This is a genomic window from Breoghania sp. (genome assembly GCF_030066895.1).
Lineage (GTDB): Bacteria > Pseudomonadota > Alphaproteobacteria > Rhizobiales > Stappiaceae > Breoghania.
This window is the reverse complement of sequence record NZ_JASJAV010000001.1, coordinates 329198-350791: the sequence shown is the minus strand read 5'-3', so window position 1 is coordinate 350791 and position 21594 is coordinate 329198. Positions and strand designations below refer to the sequence as shown.

26 protein-coding genes are annotated in these 21594 nt (G+C 60.4%); 12 read left to right on the top strand and 14 right to left on the bottom strand.

The window, feature by feature from the left end:
- Nucleotides 1–119 precede the first annotated feature (119 nt).
- The 10 genes from QNJ43_RS01955 (at nucleotide 120) to QNJ43_RS01910 (ending at nucleotide 9346) form a co-directional block, all read left to right on the top strand.
- The gene (locus QNJ43_RS01955) at nucleotides 120–1007 is read left to right on the top strand and encodes a hypothetical protein (protein WP_300466953.1); all 888 of its coding nucleotides are present in this window, start codon (nucleotides 120–122) and stop codon (nucleotides 1005–1007) included.
- A complete protein-coding gene (locus QNJ43_RS01950; RefSeq protein WP_300466951.1) occupies nucleotides 911–2653 on the top strand; it encodes a right-handed parallel beta-helix repeat-containing protein in 1743 nt (580 codons plus the stop codon). The genes QNJ43_RS01955 and QNJ43_RS01950 overlap by 97 nt, the downstream gene beginning before the upstream one ends.
- 123 nt (nucleotides 2654–2776) lie before the next feature.
- On the top strand, nucleotides 2777–3427 hold the full coding sequence (locus tag QNJ43_RS01945) for a hypothetical protein (RefSeq protein WP_300466949.1): 651 nt from the start codon (nucleotides 2777–2779) through the stop codon (nucleotides 3425–3427).
- Entirely contained in the window at nucleotides 3388–3645 is a 258-nt protein-coding gene (locus tag QNJ43_RS01940; RefSeq protein WP_300466947.1) for a hypothetical protein, read from the top strand. Before QNJ43_RS01945 ends, QNJ43_RS01940 begins: the two co-directional genes overlap by 40 nt.
- A 78-nt stretch (nucleotides 3646–3723) precedes the next feature.
- On the top strand, nucleotides 3724–4353 hold the full coding sequence (locus tag QNJ43_RS01935; RefSeq protein WP_300466945.1) for a hypothetical protein: 630 nt from the start codon (nucleotides 3724–3726) through the stop codon (nucleotides 4351–4353).
- 26 nt (nucleotides 4354–4379) lie between these two features.
- Nucleotides 4380–6185, top strand: coding sequence for a hypothetical protein (locus QNJ43_RS01930; protein WP_300466943.1), 1806 nt, complete (start codon nucleotides 4380–4382; stop codon nucleotides 6183–6185).
- On the top strand, nucleotides 6139–6570 hold the full coding sequence (locus tag QNJ43_RS01925) for a hypothetical protein (protein WP_300466941.1): 432 nt from the start codon (nucleotides 6139–6141) through the stop codon (nucleotides 6568–6570). The genes QNJ43_RS01930 and QNJ43_RS01925 overlap by 47 nt, the downstream gene beginning before the upstream one ends.
- On the top strand, nucleotides 6521–7948 hold the full coding sequence (locus QNJ43_RS01920) for a cadherin-like domain-containing protein (RefSeq protein ID WP_300466939.1): 1428 nt from the start codon (nucleotides 6521–6523) through the stop codon (nucleotides 7946–7948). Before QNJ43_RS01925 ends, QNJ43_RS01920 begins: the two co-directional genes overlap by 50 nt.
- Entirely contained in the window at nucleotides 7906–9195 is a 1290-nt protein-coding gene (locus QNJ43_RS01915; RefSeq protein WP_346432804.1) for a type I secretion C-terminal target domain-containing protein, read from the top strand. Before QNJ43_RS01920 ends, QNJ43_RS01915 begins: the two co-directional genes overlap by 43 nt.
- A gap of 10 nt (nucleotides 9196–9205) precedes the next feature.
- Nucleotides 9206–9346 carry a hypothetical protein gene (locus QNJ43_RS01910; protein WP_300466935.1) on the top strand — a complete coding sequence of 47 codons (141 nt, stop codon included), beginning with the start codon at nucleotides 9206–9208 and terminating at the stop codon, nucleotides 9344–9346.
- Between the two features lie 288 nt (nucleotides 9347–9634).
- Here QNJ43_RS01910 and QNJ43_RS01905 read toward each other — a convergent pair whose 3' ends face one another.
- The 12 genes from QNJ43_RS01905 to QNJ43_RS01850 form a co-directional block, all read right to left on the bottom strand.
- Nucleotides 9635–10126 carry a hypothetical protein gene (locus QNJ43_RS01905; RefSeq protein WP_300466933.1) on the bottom strand — a complete coding sequence of 164 codons (492 nt, stop codon included), beginning with the start codon at nucleotides 10124–10126 and terminating at the stop codon, nucleotides 9635–9637.
- A gap of 180 nt (nucleotides 10127–10306) precedes the next feature.
- Nucleotides 10307–11281: a transglutaminase-like cysteine peptidase gene (locus QNJ43_RS01900; RefSeq protein WP_300466931.1), complete on the bottom strand. Its 975-nt coding sequence runs from the start codon at nucleotides 11279–11281 to the stop codon at nucleotides 10307–10309.
- Between the two features lie 193 nt (nucleotides 11282–11474).
- Nucleotides 11475–12455, bottom strand: a complete 981-nt coding sequence (locus QNJ43_RS01895; protein ID WP_346432803.1) for an HlyD family type I secretion periplasmic adaptor subunit — start codon at nucleotides 12453–12455, stop codon at nucleotides 11475–11477.
- Between the two features lie 164 nt (nucleotides 12456–12619).
- Nucleotides 12620–12769: a hypothetical protein gene (locus tag QNJ43_RS01890; protein ID WP_300466929.1), complete on the bottom strand. Its 150-nt coding sequence runs from the start codon at nucleotides 12767–12769 to the stop codon at nucleotides 12620–12622.
- Nucleotides 12770–12846: 77 nt separating this feature from the next.
- A complete protein-coding gene (locus QNJ43_RS01885) occupies nucleotides 12847–13140 on the bottom strand; it encodes an ATP-binding cassette domain-containing protein (RefSeq protein WP_300467279.1) in 294 nt (97 codons plus the stop codon).
- 503 nt (nucleotides 13141–13643) lie between these two features.
- Complete coding sequence (locus QNJ43_RS01880; protein ID WP_300466927.1) at nucleotides 13644–15044, bottom strand: TolC family outer membrane protein; 1401 nt, start codon at nucleotides 15042–15044, stop codon at nucleotides 13644–13646.
- A 379-nt stretch (nucleotides 15045–15423) separates the two neighbouring features.
- The gene (locus QNJ43_RS01875) at nucleotides 15424–16473 is read right to left on the bottom strand and encodes a translocation/assembly module TamB domain-containing protein (RefSeq protein WP_300466925.1); all 1050 of its coding nucleotides are present in this window, start codon (nucleotides 16471–16473) and stop codon (nucleotides 15424–15426) included.
- A gap of 4 nt (nucleotides 16474–16477) precedes the next feature.
- Nucleotides 16478–16828 carry a hypothetical protein gene (locus QNJ43_RS01870; protein WP_300466923.1) on the bottom strand — a complete coding sequence of 117 codons (351 nt, stop codon included), beginning with the start codon at nucleotides 16826–16828 and terminating at the stop codon, nucleotides 16478–16480.
- Between the two features lie 57 nt (nucleotides 16829–16885).
- On the bottom strand, nucleotides 16886–17443 hold the full coding sequence (locus tag QNJ43_RS01865) for a hypothetical protein (RefSeq protein ID WP_300466921.1): 558 nt from the start codon (nucleotides 17441–17443) through the stop codon (nucleotides 16886–16888).
- A 53-nt stretch (nucleotides 17444–17496) separates the two neighbouring features.
- Nucleotides 17497–17778, bottom strand: a complete 282-nt coding sequence (locus QNJ43_RS01860) for a hypothetical protein (RefSeq protein ID WP_300466919.1) — start codon at nucleotides 17776–17778, stop codon at nucleotides 17497–17499.
- 82 nt (nucleotides 17779–17860) lie between these two features.
- On the bottom strand, nucleotides 17861–18403 hold the full coding sequence (locus tag QNJ43_RS01855) for a hypothetical protein (protein WP_300466917.1): 543 nt from the start codon (nucleotides 18401–18403) through the stop codon (nucleotides 17861–17863).
- The gene (locus tag QNJ43_RS01850; RefSeq protein WP_300466915.1) at nucleotides 18400–19095 is read right to left on the bottom strand and encodes a hypothetical protein; all 696 of its coding nucleotides are present in this window, start codon (nucleotides 19093–19095) and stop codon (nucleotides 18400–18402) included. The genes QNJ43_RS01855 and QNJ43_RS01850 overlap by 4 nt, the downstream gene beginning before the upstream one ends.
- Nucleotides 19096–19477: 382 nt before the next feature.
- Here QNJ43_RS01850 and QNJ43_RS01845 point away from each other — a divergent pair, with 382 nt between their 5' ends.
- A complete protein-coding gene (locus QNJ43_RS01845) occupies nucleotides 19478–19687 on the top strand; it encodes a hypothetical protein (RefSeq protein ID WP_300466913.1) in 210 nt (69 codons plus the stop codon).
- A 230-nt stretch (nucleotides 19688–19917) separates the two neighbouring features.
- Here QNJ43_RS01845 and QNJ43_RS01840 read toward each other — a convergent pair whose 3' ends face one another.
- Both QNJ43_RS01840 and QNJ43_RS01835 read right to left on the bottom strand, forming a co-directional pair.
- Nucleotides 19918–20523 (bottom strand): BamA/TamA family outer membrane protein, encoded by a 606-nt coding sequence (locus QNJ43_RS01840; RefSeq protein WP_300467278.1) that lies wholly within the window; start codon nucleotides 20521–20523, stop codon nucleotides 19918–19920.
- 39 nt (nucleotides 20524–20562) lie between these two features.
- Nucleotides 20563–21027: a BamA/TamA family outer membrane protein gene (locus QNJ43_RS01835; RefSeq protein WP_300466911.1), complete on the bottom strand. Its 465-nt coding sequence runs from the start codon at nucleotides 21025–21027 to the stop codon at nucleotides 20563–20565.
- Nucleotides 21028–21151: 124 nt separating this feature from the next.
- On the opposite strand from QNJ43_RS01835, the gene QNJ43_RS01830 reads away from it, so the two are divergent.
- Nucleotides 21152–21334, top strand: coding sequence for a hypothetical protein (locus QNJ43_RS01830; RefSeq protein ID WP_300466909.1), 183 nt, complete (start codon nucleotides 21152–21154; stop codon nucleotides 21332–21334).
- Nucleotides 21335–21594 lie beyond the last annotated feature (260 nt).

Genomic DNA, 21594 nt, shown 5'->3' with positions numbered 1-21594 from the left:
CGACTGTCTCGTCGACGGTGGCGGTACGACGTTCGACGGCGGCGCCGGTCGCGATACGGCCGACCTGTTGCAGCTTACCGGCAAGGTCAATGTCGACTTCACCGCCGGAACAGGCGGCTATGGCCCATAATGCGATCTTCATCGATATCGAGGATCTGATCCTCAACGCTTCCGATACCAGCGCACCTTCGGTTGGCGCCAATGTCATCAAGGCGAGCAGTGCGGATAACCGCATCGTCGAATCCGGCTGGGCCGATATCATCTCGGGCCTGGCGGGTGACGACGTGATCCTCGGCAATGACGGTGACGATATCATCGACGGCGGTGCGGGGGCCGATACGCTCGACGGTGGTGATGGCAACGACACCCTGCGGCTGAGCGTCGGCGGATCTTCGAGCGAAATTCATACCGTCAATCTCGCAACCAACATGGTTTCGGGCGGCGAATTGGACGGCGACACGATCTCCGGTTTCGAGAATGTCACCGCGGCTCACAATTCGCGGGCCGATTTCACCGGCGATCCCAATGACAACGTCCTGATGGGCAGCAACTACGACGACGTGCTGTGCGGCGAGGGTGGCAACGACACGTTTATCGGTGATACCGGATACAACGGCACGTCGAATGCCGACACGCTGATCGGCGGGACGGGTGACGATACGCTGAAGGGCGGCAGCGACACGCTCTACGGCAACGACACCGATCTCAGCGTCGAGGCCAACCTTCTGGCTCAGGACGGCGAGAACGATGTCGCCGTCTTCGACGGGACGGCATCCGACTACAATATCACCCGCGAGGCGGACGGAAGCTGGCGCGTGGAAGATACGAGCGCCGGTCACACCGATGCACTCTACGGTATCGAGGGTATCGATTTCGGCGGCGACGGCGTCGATTTGGACCTGACTACGAAGTGCTTGTCTTCGATGCCTCGAACAATCTTGTCGGGACCTACGAGACGATCCAGGACGGTATCGATGCGTCTTCCGACGGCTACCGCGTCGAGGTGAAGGCGGGCGTCTACGAGGAGCAGGTGGAAATCGACGGCAAGTCGAACATCACCCTCGTCGGTGAAGGCGATGCAACGATCATCCGCATGCCGGATACGCCAGAATTCGTCAACGACACGACTGGCGGGACCCGTGATCGAGCTGTTGTCATTTTGGTCGAGGATAGCACCGGCATCACGATCGAAAACCTGCAGGTGGACGGCAACGGCCTCGGTGATGAGATGCCGTCGGGCACGTCGCCCGATTTCGAGGGCATCTATTTCGGCAATTCCGACGGAACGATCTCCGATGTCACGATCGTCGGCGTGCGGGATGAGCTGAACGGCCACGGAACGCCTTCCGGCAATCAGCGCGGCAACGCCATCGTCGGCCTCAATGAGGATGGGACGGCCCGCAACGTCGAGATCCTGAACAGCACGATCAGCGACTTCCAGAAGACCGGCATCATCGCCAGCGGCGACGGGTTGACGGTTCTCGTGGATGGCAACGACATTGACGGCGCAGGCTTTCTGTCAGCCACCAATGCAATTGCCCAGAACGGCATCCAGATTTCCTACGGTGCGGGCGGTACGGTTTCCAACAACACCGTTTCGGAAATCGGCTTCCAGCGCGGCGATTGGGTGACCACCGGCATTCTGGCCTATTCGGCCGCAGACGGGCTGGTCATCGTCGATAATACCTTCGAGGGACCGGTCGAAGGGGGTGCTGTTCCGATCCCCAATACCCACTATGCCATCTACACCTTGGGCGAGACGGACGATGTGGAGGTCTCCGGCAACACCTTCGACGGCGTGCTCGTCGGCGTGGCGCTAGCCAACAACACGGATAACCCGGATCTTTCGTCCAACACCTATCTCCAGATGATCTCGGACGTGCTGATCAATACCGGTGACGGTACCTACGAAGGGCACTTCATCGAGGTCTATGGAGCCGACAATGATGCTCCGTTGAACCTCACCGGAACGACAGGCCCCGACTACATTGAGGGAACGGCCTTTGCCGATACTCTGGAGGGCGGCGACGGCAACGATGAGATCTCCGGCAACGGGGGAAGCGATGTGCTTTCCGGCGGCAAGGGGAATGACGTCATCAGCGGCAATGCCGGAGAGGACGTGATCTTCGGTGACGACGGTAACGACGTTCTTAACGGCAACGGCAATGCGGACGAGCTGCACGGCGGTATCGGGGAGGAAACGCTTTCCGGCGGCTCCGGTGCGGATGTGCTCTACGGCGACGAGGGCAACGATACGCTCGACGGCAGTTTCGGTGACGATGCACTGGTGAGCTGCGACGGCACGGATACGGCCATCTACAGCGGCGTGCTCGATGCTTCGGCCTTCACGGCGATCGCGGATGAGGAGCCGGGCGCAGGCGTGATGGCGGGCTGGCAGGTCGATGCCACGGGCATCGGCGAGGTCACCGATACGCTGACCGGGATCCAGTATGTCCAGGCTGCCGATCCGGACGGGGCGGGCGGTGAAACCGAACGCTTCCTGCTGGGTTGGCAACGGTGGCTTCGACACGATCCAGGAAGCCATCGACGCGGCTGTCGACGGGGATACTGTCATCATCGCGCCGGGTGTGTGGAACGAAAACATCACGCTCGACAAGGCGATCACGCTGGTCGGCTCGGGCAGCGGCGATGATCCGACGACCGACACGATCATCAATCCGGGCGGCACGGGGCGACGATCTCCGGCGATATCGATGACGGCGACAGCGCTTCCGTCACGATTTCGGGGATCAATTTCGCCGACAACTCGGTTGGCGTGCGGGTCGATTCCGGCACGATCGTCGATACGATCACGATCGAAGACAGCTCCTTCAACGACAATTCGAGCCACGGCTTCCGCATCGATGACGATACGTCGGGCGTCGGCGAGATCATTATCCGGGGGACCGATTTCGCCGATAGCGGGCAGGGAGGCTCCAACGGGTCTGCCGATCTGCTGCTGTGGCATTACTTTGGCGATGTGACTATCGAATACGTGACGATCACAAGTTCGATGACGGAGGCTGATCCCTCCGGTTCGAAGGGCGACAATGCCATTCAGATCACCGGTTTCGAGCGGAATACCTATGACGTCGATCAGGCGATCGGAACGATCACGCTGACCAACGTCACGGTCGATGGCTCCTATCACAAGCCGCAGGTGATGGTGCAGGGCTTCAATAATCTCGATGGCCTGACCTTCACGGATGTGTCGCTCACCGGTTCTTCCAATTGGGGCGATCTGCTCTTTGTGGATCCGATCGCGACGGCGGGTGACGGAACGCCGGGGACCAATGGCAGCCCGGGTACCTATACGGGTATCGGCGGTACCAGCACGCTCGATCTCTCGGCATCAGTATCACCAACTCTACGACGGCGACGCTCGGCGTGGACAGCTGCATCCGCGGCACGGATGCCGACGATCTGATTACCGGAACCGACGGGAACGATCTTCTCAACGATCTGGCTGAAGACGGGATCGATTACGGCGGTGATGATGAGGTCTACGGCGGTGCCGGCGACGACATTCTGCTCGGCGATCTCGGCGAAGACTTCCTGCAGGGCAATACCGGCAATGACCGGCTCTATGGCGGTGATGACGCCGACGAGATGCGCGGCGGGCAGAATGACGATTTCCCCGACTGAGGTCTCGGCGACGACACGATCCTTTGGCGGGTCGGCGACGGCAACGACCAGATCGACGGTGGCACCGGGGTCGAAGTGGTGGGTGACACGCTGCAGGTGGTGAATATCACCGGCACGGCGCAGACCCTCACCTTCGATGCGCCGGGCGACAACGGCGACGGGTTCACCGTTTCCGATGGCACCTACACGGCCGATGTCGACAATATCGAGAAAGTGGAAATCTCGCTCTCCGATGCCGGCGGTACGGTGGTCGTCAGCGGCGACTTCGCGAATTCCGGCGTCAACGTTTCCACCATCCATGTGGAAGGCGGGGCGGGGGCCGATACGGTCAATGCCGCAGCCATGACGAGTTCCGAGGCTGCGTCCAATGTCGGGATCGCGTTCAACGGCAATGGCGGGGATGACGCGTTCATCTCCGGTGTAGGCAACGATACGTTTGACGGCGGTGCGGACACTGATACGGCCGAATACGGGGCCGCGCTGACGAGTGTTGACATCGCGCTCGATGGTACGACCGGCTGGACGGTCACGACGGGTAGTGCCGAAGGAACCGACACGCTCAGCAACGTTGAGATCGTCGACGGTGCGGGAACCGGCCGCTTCCTGCTGGTTGGCAATGGTGGGTTCGAGACCATCCAGGCCGCGCTTGATGCGGCGGTGAGGGCGATACCGTCCTTGTCGCGGCGGGTACCTACAACGAGAACCTGACCATCTCCACCGATGACGTCACGCTGATGGGCGTCGGTGGTGAGGTGATCATCGAGGGCTCGTTCAAGGACGACAACGGCATATCCGGCACCGTCGGAGACTTCCTGAAGACCGCGTCGTCCTATGACAACGGGGCGGGCCGGGGCGTGATCGTCGATGCCGACGGCGTCATGCTGTCGAACATCACGGTGACGAGTTTCTACACCGGTGTCGAACTTGCCGATAACATCGAGAACGTGACGCTGAACGACGTTACCATCGACGGCGTGGTCAACGGTATCCGCAAGGGAACGACGGCGGATGTCGACGGTCTGACGATCAACGGCGGTGAGATCACCGACGGTGCGATTGGCATCTACTTCGCCAAGACGACCGCGTCGGGGGTCGAAGATGACGGCCTGATCACCAACGTCACGATCAACGGCACGAACTTTTCGCACCTTCTCGAGAAGGGCATCTACGCGGAAGCGCTCGATCACACCCTCATCACCGGTATCACGATGGAGGATGTGGGCGAGTTCGGTCGCGCACCGGTCTTCGGCGGGACGGGTAGCAATACCAGCGGTTTCGGCAATGGGATCGACATCAACCTGAAGAACGGCACCTACACGGATATCGTGATCGAGAGCCTCACGTTCACCGATGTGGGATCGTCCGACGGTGACGGCACCGCGCATGCCTTCGGCGGCGCGATCTCGCTTAAGGCACGCGATGACGGGAGCTACGCAACATCTCCTGCCGAATATGTCGGCAACATCATCGTGCGCAACGGCACCATCGATGGCACCTCCACCGGCATTCGGGCCGGTGAACCGGGCAAGTCGATCGATGGGCTATCCGTGACGATCCAGAACGTGGAGATAACGGGAGCGGAGCATCCCTCGATCCACGGCGATATCGACAACGTCAGCCAGTCCACGGTGACCGTGACCGGTTCAGCCGGCGCCGACAGCTATGTGGCGAACCCGACTGCAACCGGCAGCTTCGACTTCGACGACCTCGACGGTGATGACACCTTCACCGGCAGTGGCGATGACGACGCGCTCGATGGAGCCGGCGGCACGGATACGGCCAACTTTGCCGATATCCTCGCGGCTGGGGACATCACGATCGGTGCCGGTGGTTGGAGCGTTGCAACCACAACCGAAGGCACCGACACGCTCTTCGATATCGAGATCGTCGATGGGGCTGAGGCCGGTCAGTTCCTGCTGGTCGGCAACGGCGGCTTCGACACGATCCAGGAGGCTGTCGATGCGGCGAGCGCAGGTGACACGATCCTGATCGCCGAAGGTACCTATGTCGAACAGGTAATCATCACCACCAGCGACATCTCGCTCTTCGGTGTCGGCGACGTCGTGATCGAGTCGCCGTCAAGCGGCCTCGTGCAGATCACGACGAACCCGCAAAACGGCAAGGTGCTCTTCAGCATCGTCACTGTGGAAGGGGCCGACAACGTCAATATCCAGTCGGTCACGATCGACGGAGAATGGCAGGCCGGTCAGGTGACCGGCGGTGGCGACTTCAACGGCATCGCCTACGTCAATGCGTTGGGCTCCATCGATCAGGTGGAGGTCGTCGAGATCGGCGACGCGCCGATCGACGAGGCGACGGGGCAGGTTTCCGGCAACCAGCGCGGCAACGCGATCCTGGTGACCAATGAAGCCGGCTCGGCGAAGACGATCAGCATCACCAACTCCACCTTCTCGGAGTTCCAGAAGACCGCGATCGTGGCGCGCAACACCGTCGTCACGGCGCAGGGCAACACGATCACCACGGTCACAGACGGTGATTGCCCAGAACGGCATTCAGCTCTCGCAAGGATCCACGGGTAGCATCCAAGGAAACACGTTCTCCGGCTTCGGCTTCCAGGGATCGGGATGGGCTTCCGCCGCTCTGCTCGTCTATAACACGGTCGGATTGCTGGTCGACGGCAACAACTTCGCTGGAACCGGCGACAACGACAACGCCATCTACCTGATCAACAGCGATGGTGCCACGGTCACGAACAACACCATCGACGGCTTCGAATTCGGTGTGATCGAGTACGGTCAGATCTCGACGTCGCACGATGTGGTTAACACCGGGGCGGATGCCAACACCTACACCAACGTCGAAGAAGCCAATCACTATCTGCAGCTCAATCCGGCAACGCAAAAGACCGTGGTTCATGCCGGTTGGATCCGACGGTACCGATGCCTATTACGGCGGCGGCGGTGACGATACGCTCGACGGCCAGGGCGGGGATGACCTCCTGCTCGGGGGAGCGGGGGCAGACACGCTTTACGGCGGTGAGGGAGATGACTATCTCGCCGATGGTGCCGGTGATGATCTCATCTTCGGCGGAACCGGTGACGATATGATTCTGTGGAACGTCGGTGACGGCCACGACACGATCGACGGCGGCGCCGATACGGATACCTTCTTCGCAACCGGCGATGCCACGACCGAAACCTACGATATCTACAGCAATTCGGCGGCGAACCTGGCGTTCGGTTGCGGTGGTTCGGCAGAGATCATCATCGTTCGCAACGGTTCGATCATCGCCGAGATGGACGGTATCGAGGAGATCGTTATCGACGATCAGGGGGCTCCAAGCGACTTTAGCGACACGTTCAACGTGCACGGCAGCTTCGCGGGCACCAGCCTTGCAACCTCCACCATCACGATCGAGGGTGGAAGCGGCAGCGATACGGTAGATATTTCGGGACTCAGCTCCGTGCACCGTATCGTGTTCTCGACTAATGGCGGCGATGACGTCGTCCTGGGCGCGCTCAGGGGCAATGACCTCATCAACCTAGCGCCGGGGACGACGATCGAAGACTACTCGCTGGTCGACAATGGTGACGGCATCTACACGCTGCAGGCCAGCGATCATTCCGTCACCTTCTCCGGTGCCGGTGAAATTCCGATGTTCTCGGACGACAACGGCGATGTCGGCAATCTGCCGCCCGCGGCGAATGCCGGCGGGGTCTATGAGGTCGATGAGGACAGGGTGCTGACCGTCTCTGCGGCCGAAGGCGTGCTGGCCAATGACGAAGACCTCGATGGCGACAGTCTCTCGGTAGGTGTCGTCACCGGTCCGGCGCATGGCAACCTGACGTTGAATGCGGATGGTTCCTTCGAGTACACGCCGGATGCCGATTACAACGGGTCCGACAGCTTTGAATACGAGGTGAGCGAAGGGAATGGTTGGAGCGAACGGGCGACGGTATCTCTGACCGTCAACAGTGTTGACGAACCAGTGGTGCAGGGCGCGGACAAGCTGCTCGATCCGAACGGCTCGACCCTTGATCGCTTCGGTGAAAGCGTTGCGACCGGCGACTATGGTGCGGTTGTGGTGGGATCGGCAAGCGATGACGAAGGTTTTGCGGATGCCGGTTTCGTGTTCGTCTTCGTGCCCGATGGGGCTGGCGGCTATGAGGACCCGATCAAGTTGTCGTCTCCTGCCCCGGAAGAATATGAAGAATTCGGCTCTTCGGTGACGATCGGGGTCAATGGAACGATCGTGGTGGGAGCCATCGGTGATAATGTGGCTATACCGGGGTTGCCTACGTGTACGTGCCGGATGGCTCTGGCGGGTACAATGTTCCGATAACCCTAGTGGCACCGGACGGTGTGACCGATGACGCCTTCGGGGGTGCGGTTTCGATCAACGATGACGGCGTCATTGTCGTCGGAGAGGAAGAGGCCGATGGGAATGTATCCACGTTCGATTATATCGGGGCGACTTATGTGTTCGTCCCGGACGGATCGGGCGGTTATGAAACCGGCATCAAACTGGTTGCCCCGTCGGCCTCAGTCGGTGACGAGTTCGGCAAGTCGGTTGCGATCGGCGATGACGGGACGGTGCTCGTTGGCGCCTCCGAGGTCGACGTCGACGGCGATACGTCCAACGGGGCGGCTTACGTCTACAAGCCGGATGTCAATGGGGATTATCAGCTCGTTCTCACGCTGACGCCATCCTCTTCGGAAACCACACTTGCCGAAAGGTTCGGTAGTTCGGTTGCTGTGGGCGCGGATGGAACGCTGGTGGTCGGTGCGAGCTTCGATAGTCAGGACAGTGCTAATGCCCATGCGGTCTATGTTTATCAAGTAGATGACTCCGTCGACGGCTATGCCGACCCCGTCAAGTTGTTTGCTCCCGATGCGAGTTCCTTCGATTTCTTCGGTTCATCGGTCGCCGTCGGCGATGACGGGACTATTTTCGTGGGGGCAAACGGCGGTGATGGATCCGCCTTCAGTTCTGGCTTCGCCTATGTCTTTGTTCCCGATGGTGCTGGCGGCTATGACTTCGCAGTTGAGTTGACCGCCTATGACGGTTCTGCGGCCGATTTCTTCGGCCGTTCCGTGTCGATCAACTCCGACGGCTCGATTGTGGTCGGTGCATACGGGGATGATGACAACGATGCTACGTCCGGTTCTGCCTATACCTTCTACCAGACGGCGGACGGTGACTATGTCGGTGCGGATGGCACCGTCTACAGCGCAGTCAGTAGTATGTCGGTCTCGTCTGTGTCGTCTTTGGTGAGCACCTTCGTGGCTGCTGTCGACGAAGATCAGGTCTTCACCGGAACCGATGGTGATGACATTCTCGTCGGTGGTAGCGGCGATGATCTGATCGCCGGAGGGCTCGGGGCCGATATGCTCACGGACGGAGAGGGCAGCGATACCTTCGTGATCAGCTCGTTGGCGGAAGCCACCGACTTCATCACTGATTTCGAGATCGCGGGTGAAGGCGGTGACGATGGTGACGTGATCGATATCCATCAGCTCCTGGACGGTGCTTTCGGCGGTGTCGGAGATGCCAACGTGGCCGACTACGTAACTGACGGCCGACAATGACGGCAATGCCGTGCTGTCGGTCAATGCCGACGGTGTCGGATCGGATTGGACCCCGGTCGTTGAGTTCTCCGATATCTCGGTCGGGGAGACCATCCGCGTGGTGATCGACGATGAAGGCATCCAGGCGGATGTGAGCGTCGCCGTCGCCTGAGGTTCATCACCGAACTGAAAACAAAAAGGGTGGGTCCTTGTGGATCCGCTCTTTTCATGTGATGGCGCGTTCGGCAGACGGATCAGTGATCCCTGGTTCTGATCACGAAGGCTCCGGCAAGACTGGTCAGGAAAACGATGAGGCCGGAAAGGGCTGCGTAAAGAGAGAGGAACGAGGGGTGTTCAGACCTATCGGTCATTTTCAAAACCAGCGGGCCGAGGCTGAGTGCATGCGGCGACTGTGCTTCTGCCTTCTCGGTTTTCTGCTCAACATGGATGTCTGCCTGTCTCAGAGAGATGAGGACTGATCCGGGGCGAGGAGAAAACCGGCGGCGTCTTCCGGAGAAGCGTCGGCGGGGACCACAGCTCGTAGCCGTAATGTCTGCGGATTCGATGTCTCATCAATGATCACAGCGCTCCCGCCTTTTGCCGAATTCTGTGGCGGGGAGGTTGTCGTGTTGCTCTTCAGCAGGACGTTGTTCCTTGCGGAATAGGCAACGAGCGCATCGATGGAAGGATCGGTAGCCGAGGCGGCGAAGACGTCGTTGAGATAGGCTTTGAGTTCGGCCGTATTACCGCTGTCGGGTGTCATGGTGCTTGCGTGGAAGAATCCTTCGAGCAGCGGCAGTCTGGGGAGTTCCTCCAGCCGACCGGCGGCGAGCTGAAGGTCCTTTTGCAGCAGGGCGTGTGCGAGCTGAAGGCGGGCCGTGTCCGATGAGTTCAGCGCTTCGGACTGGGCGCGTTCGACGGTTTTGCCGATATGATATCCCGCCCCGCCCACAAGTATGCCTAGGGTTGCTGACAGGATCACCAATGTCCGGCGTCGTATTTTGAAGTCAAACGGTTGAATCATTCAGCCCGGGCCGCCGTCGTGTCGGTTAGACACATACACCACACGGGCTTGATCTGCCACAATACTTTACGCGAGGAGATGGGCAGATGAGCGCAGACAGCCCGCGCTCTACTCGGCGAACCGTTCCTTCAGCCTGGCAGCCAGCCGGACAGGTTGCGCAGGCTTGGTCGCATGGGACCACTGTGCCTGGTCGTTGAGGGAATAGAGCTGCTGATATTGCAGCAGATCCCGCTGCAGCCGGACGCGGGAAAAGCGGTTGTCGAGAATGAGCCAGTCGTCGTTGTAGTAGGCCGCAAGCACGGCATGGTAACGGCTTGCCGCGCGATCCTTGAGTACGACGATGCGCATGTTCGCGTCCTTGAAGCCGACTTCACGCAGGCTGCAGTATTTCAGGATTGCGAAATCCTCGCAGTCCCCGGCCTTCTTCGCCAACGTTTCTTGCGGCGAGGCCCAGTACTCGGCTGTCTTCCAGACATAGCGATCGTCGCGATAGGTGATTAGGCGGTTGATCGTGCGATTGATATAGCTGAGCTGGTAGCCTTTGCGCATCGTCCGGGCCTTGGAGACGATGTAATCCCATCCGCGCATCGCAAGCTCGGAGCAGACCCCGGAGATGCCATCGCACGTGGCGAAGCGGCCCGCGACAGGGGCCGTATCGTTCTGGATGCGGTTCCAGCGCGTGCTCACCGGGGTGAACGAGGTGGCCTTGCCGAGGCTACCCAGCAAAAGGCGTTTCGAATGCGGTTCGGCGGAAGCTTGCGTCTCGACCGTTATCTCGGGTTTGGCGGTCGGGCGGACAGTCATCTGCTCAGGGGAGGGCAGAAGGTCGTTCCACATCGCGTAAGGGCGAGCGAAATCGAATTCCACTGTCCGCATGTTCGATGTCTGAAGGAGCAGGTCATGCGCGGATTGTGCTGCCGACGTCGCGATATCGCGCTCGGCACCTGTGAGCGGAGTGAACTGTCCGGCCGTTGCGAGAGGAGCTGCAAGGCCGAGAACGATGCAAGTCGCACCGGCCAGCGCAAGAGCGCGCGCACCTATCCTGTTTGCCGCCCGCGAGGGCGCGCGTGAAATCCGTTCCATCTGCCGATCGCCCCATTATTCGTCGGGCTTTCAGCGCTCCCTGAGCGCCTCGTCCCGTACCTTTTTATCGGCTTCAAGAGATAATCGAGGACGCTTTTCTCTCCGATTAATATGTCGACCGAAGTAACCATTCTTGGAATTATTGGTAAAGTATTGTTATCTGATCCAAGGTAATTTTTATTTTTTCTTATCATCACACAGAAGAAGCGATTTCTTTTTCATCTTCCGTCGTATCGGCGCTGATACGCTCCAGATGATCGTCCAGCCCGCCGTAAATAGAGAAAGCATAAGCCGTAATCTTGACCCGTGCCTTCTGTCCCGGCCGCAGGAAGGCAACGTCCTGAGGTCGGATACGGGTTTCGATGAGAAGGGTATCCTCCAAGGGGACGATTTCGACGATATCCGAGCCGGGTTGAACCACAGCGCCAATCGTCGTCACGTTGAGGCGGTTGATCACGCCCTTGACCGGGGAAGTGAGATCTGTCCTCCGCACGCGGTCGAAAGCCCCACGGGTCGTTTCATCGATGACGGCGAGTTCTGCGCGTGCGGTCGCAAGCTCCTGCTGGGCCTCCGCGATAAAGGTCGTCTCCGCGTTGCGAATTCGCTCGGCTGCTTCGCGGCGCGTGGCTGCGGTCTTTTCCAGCGATGCCTTGGTGATTTCAAGCTCACCTTGTGTCTCCACCAGTTGTCGCTGCAGCCTCAGAAACTCGATTTCGGGAAGATCGCGCCTCTTGTAGAGCTTCTCGTTGATCTCCAGCTCACGCTCCATGATTTCCAGTGTGGAGGCGAGCTTGCGCTCTTTGGCCAACAGTTCTTCGTATTCCTGTTCGCGCTGTTCAGCCTGACTGCGCAGAACCGACAATTCGTCGTTGAGCCGGGTTTTCTTGGTCTGGAAGACCTTCATCTCCCCGGCAACGAGCACGGGAACGGCTTCCTTGAGGTCTCCGGGGAAAGTGGGCGCCTTGCCTTCCGTCTCGGCCTGGAGGCGGGCAATGCGGGTCAGCAGGGCCCAGCGCTTTTGTCTGATCTCGCCGAGCCTTGAGGTGAAGTCGGTATCGTCGATACGAACCAGAACCTGATCCTTGGCGACGATATCGCCTTCTTCGGCCAGAAGCTCTTTTACGATCCCCTTGTCGGGGGCCTGAACGGCCTGGATCTGGCGGGAGGGGACCACCCGTCCGTCGCCGCGCGTGACTTCTTTAAGCTCCGCGAAATTGGCTCAGATGAGGCCGATAATGATCAAGGCCAGCCCGATCCGCACGATATTGGTCGTATAGCGGGGCGGCCGCGTCTGAAGAATGTCGCGGATATCGTTGGCGTAGTTTCAGTCCCCCGGCTTCATCGCGCTGCACGGGCCTCCGCCGTGGTCGCCAGCTTCGCAGCCCCAAGCTCCTTCAACTGGCGCAGAACGGCATCGTGCGGCCCATCCAGCGCGAGCCTGCCATTATCCAGCGTTAACAGACGGTTAGTCAGTTGGATAAGGCTCATGCGGTGGGTGCTGATGATGACGGTGGTTCTCGGACGACTGAACGCTTTCAGCCGCTCGATCAGCCGCTTTTCAGACGTCAGATCGAGATTGCTGGACGGCTCATCGAGAAAGAGGATCCGGGGCTTGCAAGGAGCATGCGGGCAAACGCGACGGACTGGCGTTGTCCGCCCGAGAACATGCGGCCGCCTTTGCCGACCGGCAGGTCGTAGCCTTGCGGGTGTTGCGCGATGAAATCGTCGACCCCGGCGATGCGGGCCGCCTCGAGGACATCTTCATCTTCGGCGTAAGGATCGCCGGCGCTGATGTTTTCGCGAACGGTGCTGTTGAAGAGGTCGTTGTCCTGCGAGACATAGCCGACCCCGGTTCTCAGGTCGCTCGGATCGAACTGGCGCGTGTCGGTTCCGTCGATACAACAATACGGAATCCGTTACGTGATATCCGAACGAGCGGGCGATACACTTTATGGCTTCAATGAGCGGATCTTTCTCAATTGAGCGCGATCCACTGTCTTGGGTGCTCGCAGAGTGCACGTTGCTCGTTCCTATCACGGTTCAGGCTTTCGGCCTTCGATAAAACAGGGTTAATTCCTCTAAGGCGTATTCCGTTCGTTGAGCTCCATGGAAGGAAACATATTTTATTAGAATTTTCATTAAATATCGTCAAAATTGGTTAGCGTCCAAGGTACTCTTTATTTGAAGATTGAGAAAAATCTTGGAAACATATGAAAATAATAGAAAAGTTCGGAAATGAACGGCCGAAATCGCCGGGATTCCACGCGCAAATGGCGACGCGCGAGCGCGTGACCTGTCGCCGCATTATCCGGTCAACCGGCGGTTGTGGCAAGGACGCAACGAAAAATGCCGGAAGCGGTTTTCAACCGCTCCCGGCACATGCAGACGAAATCAGTTTGCGCAGCGGCTCGATGTGGAAGCTGGCATTCGTCGGGAAGATCGAGACGTTGCCGCGTTGGCCGTCAACGGCTTCCTCAGGCACTTCCACGTTCAAATAGGCGAGCAGTTCGCTCGTCGTTCCGCGCAACTGATACGTTGTGAAGGCGTAGATCATGCGCGCTGAAATTAGGTCGATCTTGCTGTTGAAGAGCGCGTTCTCGGTGTTCAACACGTCGAGCAGCGTGCGCTGACCGATGTCGTATTCCTGACGGTAGCCGTCGACGACCTTCCGGTTGGCTGCGACCTGCCTGGAGATTGCGCGGATCTTGTCGTTGCCGGTCTCCACTGCGGCCCAGGAACGCTCGATGGTTTCCTTGATCTCGCGGCGGATCTTGTCGACACGCACCTGGCTTTCGGTCAGGCGCTCGGCATATTCCATCCGCCGGGTCCGGTCCTTGCCGCCGTTGAAGAGGTTCCACGAAAAGACGAGCTTTCCCGTGTACTCGTTGTTGCGGCCTTCGACGCCGTCCAGATCGTCGCCCACGCTGGCCACGCCCTGCAGGCTGACGCGCGGCATGAAGGGGCTCTTGGTGGTCTCGTATTCCTGGCGCACCGCATCCGCATCTGCGATGGCTGCCTGGATCTGCGGGTTCTGGACGGCTGCGATATCGACCCGTCGATCGACCGGGCCTGCCGGCACGTTCGCCGAGTTGGCCGGAGTGAGCTTGCCGGGCTTTTCGCCGACCACGCGCTCGAACTTGGCAAGCGTGTCCAGAAGCGATTTGCGAACATCGGCGGCGACGAGCTCGGTTGCGGCGACGCGCTCCTGAGCCTGGCTCAGGTCGGCTGCTCCGGTCTCTCCGCCCTCATAGCGCTGGCGCATGTCGCCGAGAATGCTGCGGTGCTTGCTCACGTTGCGCCGGGTCTGCGCCAGGATGGCGGCATGGCGGATCACGTCGATATAGGTTTCCGTCGCATCCAGTGCGATCGCCTCGGAACGCTCGAGAGCCCGCAAGGCCGCTCCGTCGACACGGGCCGCCTGCCGATAGATCTCGTTGACCGATCCGAAGTCGTCAAAAAGGAGTTGTTCGACCGTAACGCTCAACTGCTTGCGCGTGCGCCATTGGTCGTTGTTGTTGCGAGTGAAGGAGTTGGGACGGTCAAGGCGTTGTCCGCCAATGTCCCCGGAGAGGCTGAGAGAGGGCAGGAAGGCGCCCTGGGCACGAGTCAGTTCGTGCCCTCTTGCCCGATGGTTTGCCGACGACTCCAGAACGCTCGGATTGGTGGCCACGGCCGTCTGAACAGCCTGCCTGAGATCCATCGACATTGCCGACGTCGTGGCGAGAACGACGGAGAAAGCCGACGTAACTAAACGAAATTTCACGGCGCGCGCCCACACGTGTGTGAGTAGTTCGTTAACGTACGTTTTCTTGCGCACTTACGTATGCACCACTAGGTAGGAATAAGGAATAAGATTTCTCTAAATTAGTAAAGGTGTTGCGTTATTGGCACATTTGACTCTGCGTCTAGACGGATAAAGATTCGTAGATTCAATGTGTTCCAAGCACATACGACAGAACGCCCTTAGAGGAAAGACCTCTCGTCGCCGGTCGGCGTGTGTGTGAAAATGTTGGGAATCCTGATTTTTTCAGGTCAGGCTAACGCCGAAAAACGGGAGAGATTCGCAAGCGTCATGTTTAAATTATCAATGTCTATACTGACGGATCCTGTCCCGGTTCTTTAGAAACCTTCCCTGCGGAAGATCAGTATTCTTTCTCGAAATAGATTCCGGCTTTGGAATTGCCGTCTTCGCCGACCTCGCCGCGTGCGCGCAGCGCCTTGTTGATATCGAGATCGATCGTCACGCGGCTGGAGGAGGAGACGGTGCCCTGTTGCACGCCGAGCCGCAGCTTGTCGCCGATATTCTTGCCGAGATTGACGGCGGTGTTGTTGTCCTCATCCGTCGTCAGGTTGATTCTGTCGACGCCGAGGCTCTGGCGCAGGCGATCCAGCGGGTCCTTGCAGCCGAGCGTTGCCAGCGCGCTTGCCAGTTGTGCGATCTGTGCCGGAGACAGGTTGGACAAGCTCTGCCCGAACAGAAGCTGCGCGAGGATCTCGTCCTGCGGCATCTCGGGAACCGAAGAGAAGGAAATCGTCGGGTCCGAGGCATTGCCGGTGACGGAGATCACGACCTGTGCATCCGAAGTCGAGGTCGTCGCCGTGAAATCGAGGCGGGGATCGAAACTGCCGAGGAAGGCGATCTCGCCCTTGGTGAAGGTAAGTTGTCGGCTGAGCACGTCGAGTGTGCCCCTGCGCAGGGTAAAGCCGCCGCTCGTGACGGGGGAGGCGGTTGTGCCGCGAATACGGACACTGCCCGCAAGTTCCGCCTGAAGGCCGCGACCGCGCACGAACATCTGTCCCGGCGCGCGGACAGTGAGGTCGAACCTTATCGCGCCGCCTCCACTGTTTCCGTCGCCGTCCTTCTTGTCGAGATCCTGGGTCTGTTCGCGAATGTCGGCCGGTGCGTTGACGTGCTTGACGGAAAGCGGAGAGATCTTGCCCGCGACCGTTTCGGGAATGGTGATGTCGGTGCGTTTCAGCAGCACGGATCCGGACAGGAGCGGGGACCCTGCCAGCGGCCCGGCAAACTTCATGTCGGCATCGAAGCGGGCTTTGACGATGGCGCCGTCCTGATAGGTCGCATCCTTGATCGTCAGGGAGAAGTCGGCGGGCATGCCCTGTCCGAGCCCGAGGGTGCCCTTGCCCGACAGTTTCCCTCCGCCGAGATCGCCTGAAAGGGAAGAGACTTCCAACTGCTCAGGGGTGAACCGTGCGCTGACATTCAGGGATTTGACGGTTACGCCCGTATCGAAGTCCTATCGCTGTCAGGTTCGAGCCTGAAATCGTGCCGCCATAATCCGGCTTGGCGACCGTTCCGCCGATCGACATGTCGAGATCCGCGGTTCCTTTGAGGCGCAGTCCCGCATCAAGCAGGCGGCGTTGGGTGAGCGACAGAGGCAAGGCTCCGTTGACCCGCAAATCCAATACGGCCGGTTGGGCTGCAAGATCTACGCTGCCCTTGGCGGTCAACGTGCCGTCTCCAAGCGAGGCGGCGGTGGTCTGCGTGACCCGCTTGTTCCGGAACTGTCCATCGCTCGTCACAGTCATGGCGGGCAGGCCGTAGGTCGCGATCTGGGTCGCGCTGGCTCCCGACCATGTGAGCTTTCAGGTCGCCTCCGGGTTCGAGTCGGCTCCCGTGGCATGGGCTGTCCCGGAGAACGTCCCTTCGATCCCGAAGCCGGGGGCAACGGCATTGGCGAGGCTCATCGGTACCGCATTGAGGTTCACGGAGACGTCGAGATTGGAACCGGCCGTTCCGGAAATCGAGGCCGAACCGCCGCCCAGCGCCAGATCCTCGTCGCTTATGGATGCCTGTCCGTTTTCGACGACGATCTGCGCCGCCTTCGTCAATTTCGTCTCGATGCCCTTCCAGCTACCACCGGCCTTGGAGAGCGTGATGGCGAACCCGTCGCCTTCCGGCTTGATCGAGCCGTCGAGCGACAGCTTGCCGTCATCCATGTTTGCGGTCGCAGAGAAGTTCGTCACGTCGCCGTCATGGCTGGCCTTGCCGGACAGATCTGTCACGGTAATGCCGCCCTGCCGGATATCGCGGGCTGAAATCGTGCCTTCGATGCGCGGGGTTGCAAGGGGATCAGTAATGGTGGCGTCGAGATCCGTTGATGCGATCGTCAGATCCGCACGCCGGAGATTGCTTGCCTGCACGGAGATCCGGGCCGTGTCGCCATCGCCTGCCTGTGCGATTTGCAGGTGGGCGGTCAGAGCCCCGGCGATATCCTGCAGAACAAGCGGCGCGATCTCCGCAAGATCGGGGCATAGAGATTGATTTCACCGCTCGGCTTGCCGTTTGCTCCGAGGGTCAGATGTCCCTGAAGCCGGGTATTGGCCGCGACAACCGAAATGTCGTTGAGACGGCGTGTGCCGTCATCCGCCGTCTCAAGTTTCGCGGTGGCGGAAAGAGGTTGTCCGCGGAAGGTCGCATCGAGTTTCGCCTGCGCCTGCGGGCGTCCTTCCGGCGCACTTCCAGTCACTGTTGCCACCAGTCCCTCGACGGCGTGCCCTGCATGGTCAGCTGTTCGCTTTCAAGGCGGGCGTCGACCTCGGGTGCGGTGAGGGGGCCGGTCAGACCGGCACTGAGGTCAACGCACCGGCCAGTCGATCGTCGAGCGGCTTCAAATCGGAAACCGTCGCAGTCGCCTGCGCCGATACCGTCTCCAGATCCGAGTGTCCAGAAACCCGCGCCTTGATGCCGGGGCTCTCCAGAACGGTCTCAGAGATGTCCACTTCTCCGTCTGCCGTGCGCGAGAGCGTGCCTGAAAGGGTGGCCTCGCCGCCGAGAAGGGCGGTCACGGGATCCTCGCCGGCGTCGAGCCCTTGGGCCTTCGCGTTGAAGGTCAAGGTTCCCGATTGGGTGGTGGGTGCTCCATCAAAGGTGATATGGGCCGCCAGCGTCCCGCCGATGCGCCGTCCGGCAAGGTCTGAAAGTGTACTCAGGTCAGGCAACGAAACGTCGCCGGCAATTTTCGCTTCCTGAGGTGCGTAGATTCCAGCCAGCGTTGCCTTGGTCGCGGCGGTTTCAACCGATAGCTTTTGCAGGTCGAAGGCATTGCCTGCCTTGAGGCGGCCTGCGCCGGCAAGCCGTACCGGACCGACGAAGGGCTTCAACTTTGAGGCGGCAAGCGCTTTGAGGCGGCAAGGGCGCCGACATCCGCAGTCGCTTCGAGGGTGACGGGAACGTTCAGCGTCTCCGCCCCGAAATCCGCATTGTCGCCACCTGCCTTGAGAGACAGGGTGTCGAGCCGTCCGTCCGCCGTGGACACACCCGCTGCGGTCAGTGACGTGTTCCATTGGGCATCGCTCAGGATGCCGCTCGCGGTTGCTGTGAGATCGAGGGCATTGGCGGAGATCCGCGCATTTCCTTCGCTCCAGTGTGCAGGACGCAAGAGCGTTGCTTCGAGATCGGTCGAAAGCCTGCCGCTGCTGCGGTCAAAGTTTCCGTTGGCATTGAAGGAGACGGCATCGGACGTCATGTCCAGCCGTCCGCCGAGCGGGGTGAAATCCTCCGCAAGGGCCGCCGTGCCCTTTACGTGCAGGGATCCGGCAAAGACGTCGCGCATGCCGGGCGGCAGAATTTCGGCGAGCACGCCATCGAGCGCCAAGGCAAGGTGGCGGTTCTTGTCGTCGCGTGTTAGGTCGAGCCTGCCGGTTACCGTCTGATGCTGATTGAGCGCGACGGCGAGATGTCCGTGCCAGGAATCCATCCGGCCCTCGCCAGAAAGTGTGGCGTCGATAGTGGGCAGGGCCTCGATACGCAGAAGACGCGCAATCAGTCCGCCTGCGGGTTCGCTTGCGCGCATGTCGATACGCAGGAGCGGCGTCGAAGCGTCCCGAAATGTCGTCGTCGCGTTCCACGTGAACGGCGGCTTCGATGATGGCGGGCTCAGCACGCAGACGCACGCTGGCGCGCGCCATCAGCCGGATCGGCGTGCCGACCACCGGAGCTGCGAGGTTGATATTGTCGATTGAAATTTGCGGGATATCGACGTCGATGGGGAGGGAAGCCGAAGTGGAGGACGCTGTGGTGTCGTCCTCGGTCTCGGTGGCCGTCTGCTCGCTTTCCTGCGGGCGTCGCGAAACTTCGACGTCCTTGACCTCCACCGCACCGATCGAAAGCCGTCCTTCCAACAGCGCCAGCGGCGTCCAGGTGGCCCGAATCCCGTCGGCCTTGAGCCACGTGCCTTGCTTGTCGCCGACGGTGATGGATTCGGCGTGGAGGGTGCCGTCCCAATTGACCTGCAGGGCGCTGAATTCGACCGTGCGCTCGTCCGTGGTCAGCGTGTTGCTGATCTTGCTCTGGGCAAAATGGCGCGCCGCTTCGGCCTGCAACAACGCCAGCAGTGCGAAAGGCACCAGCACGATGAGACAGAGCAGGGCGGCGATGACGATTAGAATACGGCGCATAGTTCTCTTCGGCCGATGAGCCGCAAACTCACTTTAGCAGGAGCTTTGCGTCTCATGTCCTTTTGTCGCTTGCCTTTACGTCGCGTATCGGGCTCCGGCCTCGTGATGCGGACGATCGGCGCTGCCCGTGGAACGAGAACCTAACATAACGTCACAAGATGGAGGAAAAACGGCGGCGGGCACTGCTCCGCAATGATGCTTGCGCGCCCGGTCGGTCGTCAGAAGGCCTGGCTAAGCCCGAGATAGAGCGCAAAGTCGAGGTCGTTCGGGCCCGGATCGAGTGGGAAGGCGACATCGAAACGCAACGGCCTGATTGGAGTGTAGTAGCGCAAGCCCACACCGGTGCCGATCTTCAAGGGCTCGGAAAAGTCGGGGATCTCCCCCTCATAGGCTGCGCCCGCATCGACGAAGGGCACGATGCCGATCGTGTCCGTCACCTTGACGCGCGCTTCCACGGACCCTTCCACGAAGCTGAGGCCGCCGACGGTTTCCGTCCCGTCTGAGGTCTTCACCGAAGGTCCGATATTGCGATATCCGTAGCCGCGCACCGAGCCGCCTACGCCGACATAGTAGCGTCGGCTCGGCTGAATGTCGGTGAGCGAAGCTCCGACGACACTGCCTGCCGCCACGCGGCCTGCGAGAACGAAGCGTTTGGCGTCATCCAGTACGCGGTAGGCGGAGGCCTCTCCCTTGACGAAGGTCATCAGTCCACCTGTTTCGACGTCGTAGGCCGGTTCCAGGGTCCCAGAGAGGCGGAAGCCTGTCGTTGGGTCGAGAATATTGTCGCGCGTATCCCAGGTGACTTCACCGAAGACGTCGAACAGAGCGTAATTCCTCGTGCCCAGCGCATCTTCCTCTCGGGCTTAGGACACTTCCGAGCCAAGTGTCGCCGTCAGCGTCTCGCTCAGGTTCTTGCTGGACCGGACTTTGCCGTAAACGGAACGGAACTGGTAGGTTTCCGGCCGTTCCTGCTTGGCGCCGATGGTGGAACTGAAGCTGGTGGCGGGTCCGAAGGAGTCGGGTTTGGTGAAGATGACGTGGGCATCGTATTCCAGATCGTCCGCGCCGCCGTTGGTCAGGCGTCCGACCGAGCCTTCGATCGCCAGTTGTTCCGCCCGACCGAACAGATTGCGGTGACGCCAGTAAGCCTCAAGCCCGACGCCTTCGACGCTGGACCATGTGGCGCCGCCACCGACCACCGAGCGCTTGCGATCGGCCACGTAGATGGTGAGCGGCAGGTGTCCGTCGTCGTCCAGGGATTTCGCTTCCACCACCGGTATGCTGGAGAAGATGCCGAGGTCGCGCAGGTTCTTCTCCGCCTTGCGCAAGGTGTGCGGGGAGTAGGGCGCCGCCTTCCGGGATGTCCGCCTGCTGCAGGATGAACGCGGGATCGGTTCGCTTCGCCCTTTCAACCGTTGCTGTTCCGAAAACGGTGGTGGGACCAGCCTCCGCATGGAGAACGAAATCGACGGTCTTCGTGGCGTGGTCGGCGACGATGTCGCGATCGAACGGATGTCCTTTTCGTTTCAAGGCGACCGCAATCGCGGTTTCTGCACCGAGGACCGTACCGGAGCGGGCCGCCGGTTCGCCTTTCACGAGACCGAAGGTGACGGGATCGAGCTGCGGCTGACCTGAATCGCCCTTGGTTTGGATTTCAACGTGGCCGAAGGAAAAGAGAGGGCCCGCCGAAACCTTGATGACGACAGGAACCGGCTTTCCCGTGGACGTCGACGGAATGCCTGAATCCACCGCCTGAGAGAGAGGCCGGCTCGCGACCGTGATCTCCACGGTGCTGCCGTAGCGTGCCACGCTGTAAAGGCGGGCCAGAAGCTGTTCGCGATCGCTCATGGCGCGCGCTATTAGCCCGGGCTCGCCGGAGGGCGGCGTGTCCTGCT

Coding starts and splice junctions, on each gene's coding strand:
- QNJ43_RS01955 (WP_300466953.1), top strand. CDS start 120: ATGGCCCATAATGCGATCTTCATCGATATCGAGGATCTGATCCTCAAC.
- QNJ43_RS01930 (WP_300466943.1), top strand. CDS start 4,380: ATGGGCGTCGGTGGTGAGGTGATCATCGAGGGCTCGTTCAAGGACGAC.
- QNJ43_RS01920 (WP_300466939.1), top strand. CDS start 6,521: ATGCCGGTTGGATCCGACGGTACCGATGCCTATTACGGCGGCGGCGGT.
- QNJ43_RS01900 (WP_300466931.1), bottom strand. CDS start 11,281: ATGGAACGGATTTCACGCGCGCCCTCGCGGGCGGCAAACAGGATAGGT.
- QNJ43_RS01890 (WP_300466929.1), bottom strand. CDS start 12,769: ATGAGCCTTATCCAACTGACTAACCGTCTGTTAACGCTGGATAATGGC.
- QNJ43_RS01870 (WP_300466923.1), bottom strand. CDS start 16,828: ATGACTGTGACGAGCGATGGACAGTTCCGGAACAAGCGGGTCACGCAG.
- QNJ43_RS01850 (WP_300466915.1), bottom strand. CDS start 19,095: ATGCGCGCAAGCGAACCCGCAGGCGGACTGATTGCGCGTCTTCTGCGT.
- QNJ43_RS01830 (WP_300466909.1), top strand. CDS start 21,152: ATGGAGAACGAAATCGACGGTCTTCGTGGCGTGGTCGGCGACGATGTC.